Here is a 14652-nt window from a genome sequence, read left to right on the forward strand (position 1 = left end):
GATCAATTGAAGGAGAAAACCCATGGTTGCAAAAGTAGTAACTGCACCAAAAGGCCCAGAGTTCTCAGAGCTGGTTCAAGGATATTGGCGTGCAGTTGAGTGGGGAATGACGGCTCAAGAGCGTTTGTCATTTCTTAAGCAACACATTGAGTTAGGCATTACGACAGTCGATCACGCCGACATCTACGGTAATTACGAGTGTGAGGCGTTGTTTGGTGAAGCGTTAGCTTTAGACAAGAGTGTTCGTGAGCAAATTCAGATCGTGACGAAATGCGACATCAATTTGTGTGGCGATAAAACGCCAGAGCGTAAGATCAATCACTACGACACGAGCTCAGCACATATCTACCAATCGGTGAATAACTCGTTAGAACGTTTGAATGTGGATGAAATCGACGTACTTTTAATTCATCGTCCTGACGTATTAATGGATGCAGACGAGGTTGCAGAAGCATTTTCTGAGCTTCATAAAGTCGGCAAAGTGAAGCACTTTGGCGTGTCTAACTTCACTCCACGCCAGTTTGAACTGCTGCAATCTCGCTTAGGTAAGCCGTTGGCTACTAACCAAGTGGAAATCAACCCACTTAACTTTGAGGTTGCACACGATGGAACGCTTGAGCAAATGCAAATGTTGCGCACGCGACCAATGGCTTGGTCTTGCCTCGGTGGTGGTTCAATTTTTAGTGGTGACAGTGAGCAAGCTGTTCGTGTCCGTAACGAATTAGAAGCAATTCGTGAAGAAGTGGGCGCAGCGAGTATTGATCAAGTAATTTATGCCTGGGTACGTCGTTTGCCATCTAACCCTATTCCAATCATTGGCTCTGGTAAAATCGAGCGTGTGCAAACTGCAGTTAATGCATTGAACATCGAACTTACTCGAGAGCAATGGTATCGCGTATGGGTGGCTTCTAAAGGCCATGGTGTGCCATAGAATTGATATCTTATCGATGAAATTATTATTAAAGGCATCCTCTAGCAGGGTGCCTTTTTAGTTTTAGCGCGTTACTGTTTACCCATTATGGAAATGGAAAGAATGAAATTCGAGCAAAAATGGGCTTTGGATGTTAGCTGCAACTTTTTGCTTACTTTTGGTGGAGGAGTTTTACCCATGTTTGTTTTATGTCACTAAACAGCGAATGTGATGCTTGCTTTTTAGTCATTTTGTTCACTCATTCATTCATATTGCGTATGCTTATTGAATAATAAAGAAATAAAAAACTCGTCAGTTTTCTCGTATTACATGCTGTAACAATCTGTTAGACTCCGGCGCAGATTGTGGAATATAAAAAGGTGATTGAATGTCTTTTCCCGTACTCATCTGTGATGATTCAGCGTTAGCACGCAAACAGATGGCGAGATCACTACCAGCCACATTGAATGCCGATATTACGTTTGCTATCCACGGAAAAAACGCGCTAGAAGAACTCGAAAAAAACGAGTTTAAATTGATGTTTCTTGATTTGACCATGCCAGAAATGGATGGCTTTGAAACACTAGAGCACATGCAACGGTTGGGGGATAAAACTCCGGTGGTTGTGGTGTCGGGGGATATCCAACCTAAAGCGAAAGAGCGCGTGTTCGCACTGGGTGCAAAAGCGTTTATTCAAAAACCGATCGCCAAAGATGAACTCAAGAAGGCGCTTAAAGAGTTGGTCGAGCCAGAACCTCGTCCTCAAATTATCACGCCTGTCTCTATTGAGTTACCGATTTTACGTCGTCGCGATATTTACATGGAAGTGGCTAACGTTTCAATTGGTCGAGCAGCCGATGCGTTGGCGCGTCACTTTGATGTGTTTGTGCAACTACCTCTGCCGAACGTCAATATCTTTGAAGTGAGCGAACTTCACATGGCCCTACGCGACTTGGCGTCGCATGACAACGTATCGGGTGTTTGTCAGGGATTTTGTGGCGAAGGTATTGCTGGCGAAGCGCTAGTGATTTTGAGTGATTCAAGCGTATCTGATCTCAAAAAGTTGATGAAAGTACCAGCAGACAGCGAAGAGCTAGAAGAGCTTGAGCTGCTAATGGATATTTCTAATATTTTGGTGGGGTCGTTCTTAAATGGTTTAGGCGAGCAGTCTGAAGTCCGATTCTTCCAAAGTCCACCAGTACTCCTTGGTCAGCATATCTCAATTGACTCGATCATTGAATCTACAACTGGAGCATTCAGCCGCACGATGACATTCGAAGTGAGCTACAACATTGAAGGAACGTCGATTCGTTGTGACTTGTTGTTTATGTTTGTGGATGAATCCTTGCCGCTGCTTGATAACAAACTGTCTTATCTAATGGAGGAGTTCTAATGTTGAATATGCCAGCAGAGTTTGAACAATTCCATTGGATGGTGGATATGGTACAAAACGTCGACATGGGCTTAGTGGTCATTGATCGAGATTACAATGTACAGGTCTGGAATGGGTTTATGACTCATCACAGTGGTTTGCAGTCTCATGATGCGATTGGTCGTTCTATATTTGATATCTTCCCTGAAATCCCACAGGAGTGGTTTAAATTAAAAACAAAACCAGTGTATGACCTAGGCTGTCGCAGCTTCATCACATGGCGACAACGACCTTACTTATTCTGCTGTCGTAATGTTCGACCAGTTACGCAGCAAGCGGAGTTTATGTACCAGAATGTTACGTTGAACCCAATGCGCACACCGACTGGAAAAATCAACTCGTTGTTTTTGTCTATACAAGACGCGACGGCTGAAGCTCTGATGTCTCAGAATCAATAGCGATAAAAAACTTTCTCAAAAGCCAAGGTCCGCCTTGGCTTTTTTGTATACTTATAATTGTGTTTCCCAATGCGTAGAACGTGAATATGGACTTTAATCTCGCCCTAAAACTCTACACCGCAGAGCAAGTAAAAAACGGTGAAACGCTGGCTGCGCAAATGGCTGGTGTTTCTATGTATAGCTTAATGCAACGCGCTGGTATGGCCGTGTATGAGCGCTTTTTACATTTGTATCCTAAATCAAAAAATATCCTAGTGATTTGCGGTAAAGGGAATAACGGTGGCGATGGTTACGTATTTGCATCTCTTGCGAAACAAGCTCAACTCAATGTACATGTTTTCCAAATTGGTGATGTATCTGCGCTAAAAGGTGATGCTTTGCGCGCATACCAAGATTGGCAGTCAATCGACGGTGTTAACAATGATTGGGATGAATGGAATACCGCATTGCTAGAAGCAGATGTGATCATTGATGCCATGTTAGGTACTGGTTTAAGCGGTGAGGTTCGTTCGGAGTATCGTCGCTATATTGACCAAATTAATCAAATTCATGCCCCTGTGATTGCAGTCGACATTCCTTCTGGTCTGTGTGCTAATACAGGTGCAGTTTTAGGTGATGCTATTCGTGCCGAGCATACTGTAACCTTCATTGGGGTTAAGCAAGGCTTATGCACTGGACAAGCGAGAGATCGCGTTGGCGAGCTCTACTTTTGTGGTTTAGGCGTCAATACTAAGTTTGATACTATCGAAGTAGAAAGTGCATTAGGTATTGATCATCAGGTTGTTTCAAGATTAATGCCCAAGCCAAATCCAACGGTCCATAAAGGTGACAACGGGAAGTTGCTTTGTGTTGGTGGCAACCAAGGGATGTCTGGAGCGATTCGTTTATGTTCCTCCGCTGCGATTAGAGCCGGAGCGGGTTTAACTGCCGCAATTACTCACACGAGTAGCCTTATTCCACTGCAGGTTGGTTGCCCAGAAGTAATGAGCCAGAGCATCACCGCTGACTTACTCAGGGATACTGAGAACGACTTAACTAAACGCATTCGCTGGGCTGACGTATTAGTGTTTGGTCCTGGCTTTGGAGATGATGAGTGGGCTTATCAAGCCTATCAATATCTGGCTCAAGAGCAGAAACCTAAAGTTGTTGATGCTGATGGCCTCAATATTCTAGCGATGCTGAGCCAGCGATGCGATGGCACTCTGGTGTACGACAACCATCGAGTGATCACGCCGCATCCTGGAGAGGCTGCTCGACTACTAAATGTAACCATTCAACAAATAGAAAGTGACCGATACTCTGCTGCAAGACAACTGCAAGAGCGTTATGGCGGTGTAGTGGTTTTAAAAGGCGCGGGGACACTTATTTACGATGGAACGAGAATGTACGTCTGTCTAGCGGGTAACGCCGGAATGGCGACGGGGGGAATGGGAGATGTGTTATCTGGAGTCATTGGTGCATTACTAGCCAAAGGTTTACCAATTTCTGTTGCCGCACGTTTAGGTGTGGTACTTCACAGTCATGCTGCTGATATAAACGTGAGTCAGAATGGTCAAATTGGTCTTTTGGCAAGTGATGTCGTTAGCACTCTTCGTACCGCTATCACCCAAGAGCTCTATCGAAATTAATTAGATTTCATGCATTGCTGAGAAAATTGGTCGATTTTTTTGAGTACTGTTTTACGAATTAGCAGGGCATCTTAGTATTAGGTGATTGAGTTTTAGGCAGGTTTGAGAGGTGATGCGTTTTAATTTTTAAGATATGACGCAAAGGTTTGCGCAATAGGTTAACTCAAGTGCTTTCTCAAGTTGTTGATAGTTATAAATAATAAGAGGTTTTGGTGACTTGGGGAGCGTTTTTGATATGCGATTTTCAAGATGGTATCACAAAAAAAATTCAAATATCAGACTTGTAGGAAATAAATCACAGCCTATAATGCTGAAAACCGGAGCGTCTGCCAACGCTCCGGTTTTTTTGTGTCCGAAGAACAGTGAACTCGTCTGCCAACGAAATCACTACGCACTCTGGAATGACACATATACATATGAATCAAGGAATTACACAATGCGTATCGAACAAGAACTTAAGTTAGGTTTTAAAGATGTACTGTTTCGCCCGAAACGTTCTACCCTTAAGAGCCGTTCTCAAGTAAATTTAACCCGCGATTTTACATTCAAGCATAGTGGTCGTCAATGGTCTGGTGTGCCAGTAATCGCAGCAAACATGGATTCGGTTGGTAGCTTTGCAATGGCTAAAGCGCTGGCTGAGCATGGTGTAATGACCGCTGTTCACAAACATTACACGGTAGAAGATTGGGCTGAGTTTGCTAAATCAGCAGATAAAGTAACCATGAATAACGTTATGGTGTCTACGGGAACATCTGACGCAGACTTCCAAAAAACCAAAGACATCATGGCGCTTTCAGATGAATTTATTTTCATTTGTATCGACATTGCTAATGGTTACTCAGAGCATTTGGTCGAGTATGTTGAACGCGTGCGAGCTGAGTTCCCAGACAAGGTCATTTCTGCAGGCAACGTGGTTACTGGTGATATGTGTGAAGAGCTAATCCTAGCTGGTGCAGACATCGTTAAAGTGGGTATCGGCCCAGGCTCTGTATGTACAACTCGTGTAAAAACGGGTGTTGGTTACCCGCAGCTTTCTGCAATCATCGAGTGTGGTGATGCAGCGCACGGCCTTGGTGGCATGATCGTCGGTGACGGTGGTTGTTCTTGTGCGGGTGACGTAGCGAAAGCATTCGGTGGTGGCGCGGATTTCGTAATGCTAGGCGGGATGCTAGCGGGTCACGAAGAGTCAGGCGGCGAAGTGATCGAGAAAGACGGCGAGAAGTTCATGAAATTCTATGGCATGTCGTCGAAGAGCGCGATGGATAAGCACTCAGGTGGTGTCGCTGGCTACCGTGCGGCTGAAGGTAAAACCGTATTATTGCCATACCGTGGTAGCGTTCACGGCACTATTCAAGACATCCTTGGCGGCGTTCGCTCAACATGTACATACGTAGGTGCAGCAAAGCTTAAAGAGCTAACCAAGCGTACTACATTCATCCGCGTTCAAGAACAAGAGAACAACGTGTTCGGTAAAGAGTAAATCGACTGAATGTAAAAAGTGTAAAAGCAACCATATATTGATATTTGGTGCAACCATAATTTGATATTGCCTCTTCATAAGTCTATTGCTTTTTATGTTTATGACATTTTTGAAGGGGCTATTTTATATCTGCTTTAGGATGAAATACCTAGCTAAGTGAGTTTGTTTAACACTTCTATCATGGCGTAGGTTTTTCCAACTTGAGCATTGTAATTTCTCAAACTTAACTAAGCGGCAATGAAAATACATGCTTAACCATAGGAGCCATCGTAATCGCTAAGTCATTAAATAGGCGAGGTCTTCCAGGTTGGTTCCCTTGCTTGATTTGCTTCCATAGCTGAACCGTCTCTTAATTAAAAATGTCCGTTAACAGCGGGTGATTAAAGCTTGGTTGTTGTGTTTCCAATTGGTTGTTCTGTAGCGAGGCTGGCTATTAGCCTAAGTATATGAGTGAACTTAGCTGCTCAGCTCATGGGTTGAAGATTTAGTTGCCTGATTTAGGAAACAAAGCTAGTACCCGGCACTAATTTGAATTTTAAGGTAATAAATCACGAATATAACAGTAGAAGTGAAAGACATGCGCTTAATCTGATTAAGCGCATTTTCTGTGTTTTAAGTTTAGTATTTCACTTCGTAGTTCAAGTGGAAGCGACGACCCGGTGCGTTGTAGTAACGTGAGTTGTTACGCTCTGATTGCGCGTACGCCGTCATGTAGTCTTCGTTGAATAGGTTTTCAACAGCGAAGCTTAACGTACCGAACGGAAGATCGTAGTCCACACCAGCGTTTGCAACGAAGTAGCTGTCTACTGCGTATTTCGCGCCAGAAGTGATTTCATCTTCTTTATCACGGTTGCCTGAGTAAACCAGCGTCATGTTGTAGCGACCGAATTCGTAAGCGTCGTAACTGATAACAGACGTTACTTTCAATGGTGCGATACGCGTGCCGTCTAGTGGTTCCCAGCCGCTGTCTTCGTTAAGTTTACGCTCACCTTCTTGCCAAGAGATCGTGCTGTCTGTACGAAGGTTAGCAAGAATGCTGTAACCAAGCGTTGCTTCCGCACCCCAAACTTTTTCTGGTGCACGAGTACTTTCTAGCGCATCGCCGGCTTCGTTTACGTTCAGTGTCGAACCTAGGTCAGATTCGCTGTAGAACGCTGCAAGAGAGTAGTCCGCTTCACCAAGGAAACCGCGCACACCCACTTCGTAGTTGTCAGTAGTAATTGGCTTGATAGCACCTTCAACTGTTGAGCTGTTGCCAGAACGAATGTCACGTAGTGCTTCGTTCGTTGACATACCTTGCGCGAAAGATGCAAACAGCTGGTGGTTGTCGGTCAGATCGTGTGTCACACCAATGTTGAATAGGAACTCGTCAAAGTACGGATCACCGCCTTGAACTTGATCACCTGCATTGTTGTGCGTGTTACCTACCGTGAAATCATCCACGCTTAGGCGAACGTACTCGTAACGGATACCGTAAGAAAGAACTGTGTTATCGCTTACATCAGTAATGAACTGTGCGAATGGTGCGATAGCAAATTGCTCTACATCCGGTGTGTTGTTGTAGAAACCGACGCTGTTTGGCTGTTTGAACGACTGTTGTTCAACGTCCATACCCCAAGTCACGAATGCCCAATCAATTTGGCTAGAGATGTTGGCTTTCACGCCGAAACGATCAAAATCTGTCTCGTTGTGGCCATATAGCGTTTGACCAAAGGTTGGAGAATTTGGGTTCTTATCTTTCATCGCAAGCGTGAACGTCTCAGTATCTTGAGCCATCCAGTAACCCGTTACATCGAGCATACCTAAGCTAAAGCCCAGATCTTGGTAACGCGCTTGGTAGTTAGCGAACGTACGTGTCACATCGTTTGGTTTCGCGCCATCTTTGCCTGCAACGCCGTTGTTGTAACCTGGGCCACAGTGAACCGCTTCGGCAGGTTTGCCGTTAGCTGCATCGCCATTCGCTGCACACCAGCCGTCGTTGTCAGTAATGTTACGAACGCCAACAGTCAAAGTCAGTGAACGATCTTCGTCGATGTTACGGTTCCAAACGCCGTTTACGTTTAGGTTGTCCATGTCATCTTCGTTGTTTACCGAAGGTAGGCGGTCACCGTTAGCATCGTAGCTGCCGCCACGTTGCTCGTAACCCAGACCTAAACGCCATTGATCTTTCTTATCACCGCCAGTCGCTTCTTGGTAAACGTTCCAAGTGAACGCATCGCTACCAAACTCTTGGAAGCTTGTGCCAACTTTAGTGCGATATTCTACTGCGCCTTCTTCTGGCATTTTGGTGATCACGTTGATGATACCGCCCTGTGCGCCAAGGCCGTATACCGCAGAACCACCGCGGATAACTTCGATACGCTCAACGTTTTGCGGATCAATCGCCGACAACTCTTGGCCAAAATCTAGGAAGCTGTTGTTTTGTGCAACACCGTCAATCAATAGCAGAACGCGACGACCACGGATTTGGTTTTGACCTTTGCTGCTCAGGTTACCGTGAACAGAAGTCCCCATACCTGGAACCAAGGTTGAAAGCACATCGTTGATGCTGCGGCTTTGGTTCAATTGAGATTGAAGTTGTGCTTGGTCGATAACGGTCACAGAGCGAGGAACGTCGTTAAGCAGCTGTTGAGAACGGCTTGCGGTAACAACCATTGTTTCCATTGCTTGGACTTGGTCGTTACTTTCCGCTGAAACGCCGAAAGGTGAAAGAGTAATTGCACTTACCACTGCAATATTTAGCTTAGATAGTTTGAGTTTCATAGCTTCCTGCAACTAAAAGTTGTCTTTTATAAACTTGTTAATAAATTGATTTAGCTAGCGATTATTGAGCACTTTGTAATTACGTGGTAGTCTAGCACGCAAAGAAGTAATGTAAATATCAATAATTATCATTTGTAATTTAATGGGCAGTTTTACAGCAGTCGTTATCATTTCAATAATTAGCCAAATGCTGTCTATTCAGCTTGCTTATGCAAGTGGATTAAACGCATCAGTTGTCGATGATCTAGACCATACTATTTCGACGTCGAATGTGACCCATTTCCCGCGTGTTGCAAGCGTGTCTACTTTTGGTGCAGAGCTAGTAATAGCAATGGGTGAGAAGCCTGTTGGTGTATCCGATTATCCTGGTGGATTTCCTCCTTATCTTTCTGCTTTAAATGACGTGCCAAGTCTTGGTAATCGTTCAAGAACCAGCTTTGAAGCTTTGTACGATGCGAAGCCAGATTTGGTTGTTGGTTTGGGGCGAATGTTAGAGCCTTACTATCAGCGCTTCGTCGAAATCGCACCGCCTCTCGGTTTTGATTTGATTACTTTAGAAGACAGTTTTTCTGCGGTAGAGCGTGCAAGCATGGCAATGGGGCGAGAAGAGCAAGGGAAATCACTAAATATGTGTTTTCAGACTTTTCTTGATGAAATGCAATCAAAGCTCGGTAATAGACAGTTTTCTGGTTTATTTCTGACAAGTGCAGGCGTCACTCCGCGAGCATACTACTCACACTTTATGTCCGTTGCTCTTATGGAAAAATTGAATATCCGAAGTGCGAATGGTGACTCGCCGTACGCGACGAAAACGCCTTTTTCTGGGCAAGTGGGTCTTGAGTGGTTGGTAAAACTCGATCCCGATGTGATTTTTATGTACCAGAACGCCGAGCCACAATTTACCGAATCGAAAATTTGGCAAAGCCTAAAAGCGGTGAAGAACAATCGAGTTTACTTGGTTGATATGACATGGCGAGAGCCAGAAGGGCCACTTTCACGAATTTGGGTCGCGATGGATATCGCCCACAAAGTGTATCCCGATCTTTTCCCTGCGCCTTCTGTTGAACGAGTTTATGAGGTGATCAATGGCTCATGTTCTTAGGATAACCAAACCAAGTGCGGTGATGGTTCGCAGTTTGGCGACGGCTTTGTTACTAGCTGTGGTTTATGTGTCTTTGTCGAGTGGCATTTACCATTTTGATGCCCAGCAGATCATGGCGTTTTTGATTCCTGATTCAAGCAGCCAAGCATCTTTAGTGTTTTGGGAACTACGTTTACCTCGTACCTTGATCGCACTCTTTGGTGGGGCGGCGTTGGCGGTATCCGGCTCGCTCATGCAAGACATCGTTCGCAACCCGTTAGCGTCTCCAAACCTGACCGGTGTGATGTCTGGCGCAGCGCTTAGCGTGTTGACGGCGACCATGTTTTTGCTGCCATTGCCAACGTTGTTTTGGGGGATTGTAGGTGGTTTGCTTGGCGGTGCCATTACCTTATCCATTAGTTGGAAACAGGGCGTCACACCAGCGCGTTTGGCGTTAGCTGGCATTTCCGTGAGTGCGTTTTGCCAAGCAGCGGTGACCTACATTCTTCTGTCGGATCGCGTAGACAGTGAGTCACTGTTTTTCTGGTTAACGGGCAGTAACGCAGGCGCGAATTGGTCGGTGTTTACGCCGCTTGTTTATACCGTCATTCCTGCGTTTATATTGCTTGCGGTGACACATCGACAGCGTGGTTACTTACTGCTGGATGACACGGTTGCTCGTGGTTTAGGTATCGCGATTAACCGTTATAGATTGGCGTTTGGTTTTGTCTCTGTCGTGCTTACTGCGGTTGCGGTTGGTGCATTTGGTCCTGTCGGTTTTGTTGGCCTTGTTGCCCCTCATCTCGCTCGCATGATGGGGTTGGGACTTGGCGGTGCAGCTTTGATTGGTGCGGCACTCGTTACCGCAGCAGATCTCCTTTCTCGAACCCTGCTTATGCCGTTGGAAATTCCGATTGGCGTCATTACCGCGACTTTAGGTGCGCCTTGGTTTCTTATGTTGATTGTTCGTGAGCTGAGAGGGAAATAATGAAAACGCGTTTCTTATTCCCTTGCTTGGCTTTGCTGGTGTTCGCTCCTGCACTGTTTATCGCTTCTAACCCAGAGCTTAGACAAGCAGGTGAACTGTTTATTACTCGCGGTACTTACCACCCATTTTGGTCGCTAACGTTACCAAGATTTTTGCTGGCGATTATGGCGGGTATGATGCTGGCAGTATCAGGCTTATTGCTGCAAACCACCCTCAAAAACCCGTTGGCAGACAGCGGTATTTTAGGGGTGAACGCTGGTGCTTCTCTTGGTGCTGTTTGTGCGATTTTGTTGCCCGCTTGGTTTAATTGGAATATCACCACAGAAAGCGCGTTGCTGCTGCTTTCAATGGCGGGTGGTTTGCTCAGTGCGATTCCTGTTTTGATCGTTAGCCGAATCGGAAATACCAGTCTCACTCTACTCACAGGTGTAGCGATCACGGCGATTCTTGGCGCGTTGAGTTCGGCGCTAATCTTCACTATTGGTCAGGGTAAAACCGATATCGCATTGCAATGGATGGCGGGTGGTATGTACGGCCGAGGTTGGGAACAAGTGAGTTATCTTTTGCCTTGGTTCTTGGCCTGTTTAGCGTTCATTATTTTGGTGTATTTGCCATTGAAATGGGTACGCTACGATGACGCGATTTTGCGTGGCATTGGTATCAACGGTGCTTTGCTGCGTTTGGGGATTTTGTTAGGCACAGTATTTATTACCGCGCCCGCCGTCTCAGCCGTTGGGCCAATTGGTTTTGTGGGATTGGTGATTCCGCACATTGCACGTTTGCTCAGTGCGAATGATCCTTTGCGAACCATGTTTATGACTTTGACTTTCGGCGCTGGCTTCCTCGCACTTTCAGATGTTTTAGCCAAACACTTACTGTTCCCAACCGAAATTCCAGCGGGCGTGATTACCGCACTGCTTGGTGTGCCATTTTTCCTCTTCTTGTTAAGGAAACACTCATAATGACCCTATCTTCAAAAGGGCTTGAAGGGCAATCGCTCACCTCAGGCTACAACGATACGATGATCTTGAACGATGTGAACATCCGTCTTCAAGAAGGTAAGGTAACGGCGTTCATTGGTCCAAATGGGTGCGGTAAAAGTACGCTGATGAAGACCTTAACCGGTGCGATAAAAGCGAAAAAAGGCGACGTGACTTTTAAAGGCAAAGCGCTTAACCAATGGAAGCTTAAAGATCTCGCTAAACACATTGCGATTCTGCCTCAACATCCTACGGCACCAGAAGGTGTATTGGTTGAGCAGCTTGTTGCGCTTGGTCGTGTTGCTCATCGCAAGTGGTATCAGGGCAATAGTGAGCGTGACCAAGAAGTGATGACTGAGTCGCTTGCTTCTGTCGGGTTGTCTGGTTACGAAAAGCGTGTAGTGAGTACGTTGTCGGGTGGTGAGCGTCAGCGCGTTTGGCTGGCGATGTGTTTGGCGCAAGAAGCACAGTGGTTATTGCTAGATGAACCAACCAGTTATCTCGATTTAGGTCACCAACTCGAGTTACTCGAAGTACTCGATAAGTTGAACAAGGAACGCAACTTAACCATTGTTTATGTTCTGCATGAACTGAGCCAAGCTGCGCAGTTCTGCGATGAACTGGTACTAATGAAAAAAGGTCAGATTTTAAAACAGGGATCGCCTTTGGATGTGCTCACTGAATCGACCCTTGAATCGGTGTTTAAAGTGGAAGGAAAAATGGAAGTCATTGATGGCTACGTTTACTGTTTACCAAAAGCTTATGTTCGTGAGGAAGCGCGTTAATGGAAAACCTGTTTAATCAGTTTCGTACTTTGGTGGCTTTGCCTGAGAATGTTAAAACGCTGAGCATCACCGAGCAGCAAGCCATCTTGAATCGACACGAACCTTTCTTCCGCTTACGTTTTGTTGAACAGCCGAAAGGCATTAAAGCCAGTGAATGGTTTGAGCGTGATTTTCCTGCTGTTGTGCAAGATTACGCAAACTCTATTGAGGCAAAGCTGCCTTTTGCCGTGCCTATCTGGCAGAAAGTGTTCAACGCGATTTTGTTGACGTCGCTGGTCGGTCACCGTGTGGTGTTTGATCGCGTGTTGCAGTTAACACTCGATGATCTGTATCTGACCATTGGTGAAGACCATCGTATCGCAAGCATTGAAGTGTTGAGTGCAACGCCTTTCTTTGCTCTTGAGGCTGGCAACGAAAACGCGATGCAAGTGGAGTCAGAACTGGCTTTAGATGAGAAACTTGCGCAAGTCATTACGACGCTCTCGGAGCCATTGGTGCCGTTGTACAAAAAGCAGAAAGTTAGCCCGAAAGTGTTTTGGGGGAATGCCTTGTACGCGTGTGATTTGGCGTTTTCTAAACTTGCGCATCAACCATTAGCCAATGACAGGTTAGATCTAGACGTGCAAGCGGCATCAAAGTGGCAGCAAAACCTATTTAACGCGGTAACACCAAAAGGCGGTGAGTTAAACACGGTAAAAAAGGTGACCTTTAATGGCTTTCAAAAGCTCTACGTGAGACGAGAAACGTGCTGTCTGAAATACAAAATTGAAGGCAAAGAGAAGTGCTCAACCTGTAACTTGCACGATTCAGAAATCCAAGAAAACATCATGCGTATGAACATGCTTGGGTTATTTCAGTAAAATCGATAAATTATCATTTTTTATTGACCACATGTAATTTCAGTAAAAGTCGCTTATTTGAAAAGGTTTTATGTGATTTAGAGCAAAGTTATGGTCTACTGTAGTTGCGGATAAATGGCAGTAGGAAGAATACACGAATCGAAGTGACTGTTGTTACCTATTTGACTGCTCATACCGTTGCCATTCCGCTGTTAACTCTGCTTTTTCTTTTCTCGCTGCAATCAGCATTTCTATATTTACGTCAGCGTTTGGGTGCCTTTGAATGTATCGCTCGTAATCAATTGGAATACCATTGATGTGCAGTTCAAGGTGTAAATGCGGCCCTGTTGTTCTTCCTGTGTTACCCGTTTTCCCTATCACTTGTCCTCGGCTGATCTTCTCACCAACATGGACGTTGCGCTGAGATAAGTGTAGGTAGCGTGATACAGAGCCATTTGTGTGGCGGATATTAATGTAGTTGCCGGCAAAACGGTTGTAGCGGGACTTTAAAACGATGCCATCAGCAATACTACGAATCGGTGTACCTACAGGTGTGGCATAATCAGTGCCTAAGTGCGGAGTCGTTATATTGGTCACTGGATGTGTTCGCTTTAAGTCATAGTCAGAGCTCACTCTGTAGTTTTTATCAAAGGGTGAAGAAAACATGAACTGATTATTTATCGACACACCATGCTCATCAAATACGTTACCGTGACCATCATTGATAATAAATAAATCAGTTTTACTGCCTAAATAGTAAAAAGAACTAATGTAAGTTTCGTTTTTACTATTTAATTTAGTTCTTAAGATAAAGTTATCACCTCTTTTAATAGAGTCAATAATATTAAACTTGCTTTTGATATGTGCTAATAGCAAGTTGATCTCTTTTTGACTCACTCCTGATTTTAATAATGAAGCGACAAAAGAGTATTCAACAACACCGATAGTGATTTTTTGCCTACGAGTATTCTTATTAATTGGTGGCTGCACATTCTCACTTTCGAATTCTAAAGGCTTGATGGTAGGTAGCCTATCCACAGGAGTGAGGAAGTAGTGAGAAAGCGATACGCTAATCAATATGATTAACGCAGTAGTGATAAGGGCTACGGTAGGAGCTTGCACACTCCTTTTTATTATTAAAATAGTCATTAGTTTTGTTGGTTTATCAATACTGACAGTTGTGCGTAGAGTATAATATTTTAAATAAAAACTAGCATTAAAGCATGAGTAATTCCTCTGTTTTCACTAAGTTAATAATTATAGGATGTAAAAATAATTTTAATAATTCAGTCAAAGTGATGGTTGGCTTGGTGTTTATGCCTATTTTGTTGGTGTTAATGTCACGTTGAGAAAATATTTTTCAATAAT

At 44.7% G+C, this 14652-nt stretch carries 12 protein-coding genes; 10 read left to right on the forward strand and 2 right to left on the reverse strand.

The window, feature by feature from the left end:
- The first annotated feature begins 22 nt into the window (after positions 1-22).
- The 5 genes from R7035_RS09060 (at position 23) to R7035_RS09080 (ending at position 5848) form a co-directional block, all read left to right on the forward strand.
- Positions 23-931 carry an aldo/keto reductase family oxidoreductase gene (locus tag R7035_RS09060; protein ID WP_285400224.1) on the forward strand — a complete coding sequence of 303 codons (909 nt, stop codon included), beginning with the start codon at positions 23-25 and terminating at the stop codon, positions 929-931.
- 367 nt (positions 932-1298) lie between these two features.
- A complete protein-coding gene (locus tag R7035_RS09065) occupies positions 1299-2303 on the forward strand; it encodes a response regulator (protein WP_005373466.1) in 1005 nt (334 codons plus the stop codon).
- Positions 2303-2740 carry a PAS domain-containing protein gene (locus R7035_RS09070; RefSeq protein ID WP_005373463.1) on the forward strand — a complete coding sequence of 146 codons (438 nt, stop codon included), beginning with the start codon at positions 2303-2305 and terminating at the stop codon, positions 2738-2740. The genes R7035_RS09065 and R7035_RS09070 overlap by 1 nt, the downstream gene beginning before the upstream one ends.
- Positions 2741-2826: 86 nt before the next feature.
- Positions 2827-4368 (forward strand): bifunctional ADP-dependent NAD(P)H-hydrate dehydratase/NAD(P)H-hydrate epimerase, encoded by a 1542-nt coding sequence (locus R7035_RS09075; protein WP_064376236.1) that lies wholly within the window; start codon positions 2827-2829, stop codon positions 4366-4368.
- 436 nt (positions 4369-4804) lie between these two features.
- Positions 4805-5848 carry a GMP reductase gene (locus R7035_RS09080; protein ID WP_005373458.1) on the forward strand — a complete coding sequence of 348 codons (1044 nt, stop codon included), beginning with the start codon at positions 4805-4807 and terminating at the stop codon, positions 5846-5848.
- Between the two features lie 618 nt (positions 5849-6466).
- Here R7035_RS09080 and R7035_RS09085 read toward each other — a convergent pair.
- Positions 6467-8611, reverse strand: coding sequence for a TonB-dependent receptor (locus R7035_RS09085; RefSeq protein WP_186585434.1), 2145 nt, complete (start codon positions 8609-8611; stop codon positions 6467-6469).
- Positions 8612-8753: 142 nt separating this feature from the next.
- On the opposite strand from R7035_RS09085, the gene R7035_RS09090 reads away from it, so the two are divergent.
- From R7035_RS09090 to R7035_RS09110, 5 genes are read left to right on the forward strand one after another with little or no spacing between them, the layout of a single operon-like run.
- The gene (locus R7035_RS09090) at positions 8754-9713 is read left to right on the forward strand and encodes an ABC transporter substrate-binding protein (RefSeq protein WP_047101249.1); all 960 of its coding nucleotides are present in this window, start codon (positions 8754-8756) and stop codon (positions 9711-9713) included.
- Positions 9697-10680, forward strand: a complete 984-nt coding sequence (locus tag R7035_RS09095) for a FecCD family ABC transporter permease (RefSeq protein WP_186585432.1) — start codon at positions 9697-9699, stop codon at positions 10678-10680. The genes R7035_RS09090 and R7035_RS09095 overlap by 17 nt, the downstream gene beginning before the upstream one ends.
- Positions 10680-11642 (forward strand): iron ABC transporter permease, encoded by a 963-nt coding sequence (locus tag R7035_RS09100; RefSeq protein ID WP_318146099.1) that lies wholly within the window; start codon positions 10680-10682, stop codon positions 11640-11642. The genes R7035_RS09095 and R7035_RS09100 overlap by 1 nt, the downstream gene beginning before the upstream one ends.
- Positions 11642-12445, forward strand: a complete 804-nt coding sequence (locus R7035_RS09105) for an ABC transporter ATP-binding protein (RefSeq protein WP_186585428.1) — start codon at positions 11642-11644, stop codon at positions 12443-12445. The genes R7035_RS09100 and R7035_RS09105 overlap by 1 nt, the downstream gene beginning before the upstream one ends.
- Complete coding sequence (locus R7035_RS09110) at positions 12445-13305, forward strand: (2Fe-2S)-binding protein (RefSeq protein ID WP_318146100.1); 861 nt, start codon at positions 12445-12447, stop codon at positions 13303-13305. Before R7035_RS09105 ends, R7035_RS09110 begins: the two co-directional genes overlap by 1 nt.
- A gap of 153 nt (positions 13306-13458) precedes the next feature.
- On the opposite strand, the gene R7035_RS09115 is transcribed toward R7035_RS09110, so the two are convergent.
- Complete coding sequence (locus R7035_RS09115; RefSeq protein ID WP_065275203.1) at positions 13459-14433, reverse strand: peptidoglycan DD-metalloendopeptidase family protein; 975 nt, start codon at positions 14431-14433, stop codon at positions 13459-13461.
- Between the last annotated feature and the right edge of the window lie 219 nt (positions 14434-14652).

It is taken from the genome of Vibrio sp. 1731, assembly GCF_033339955.1.
Taxonomy (GTDB): Bacteria; Pseudomonadota; Gammaproteobacteria; order Enterobacterales; family Vibrionaceae; genus Vibrio; species Vibrio alginolyticus.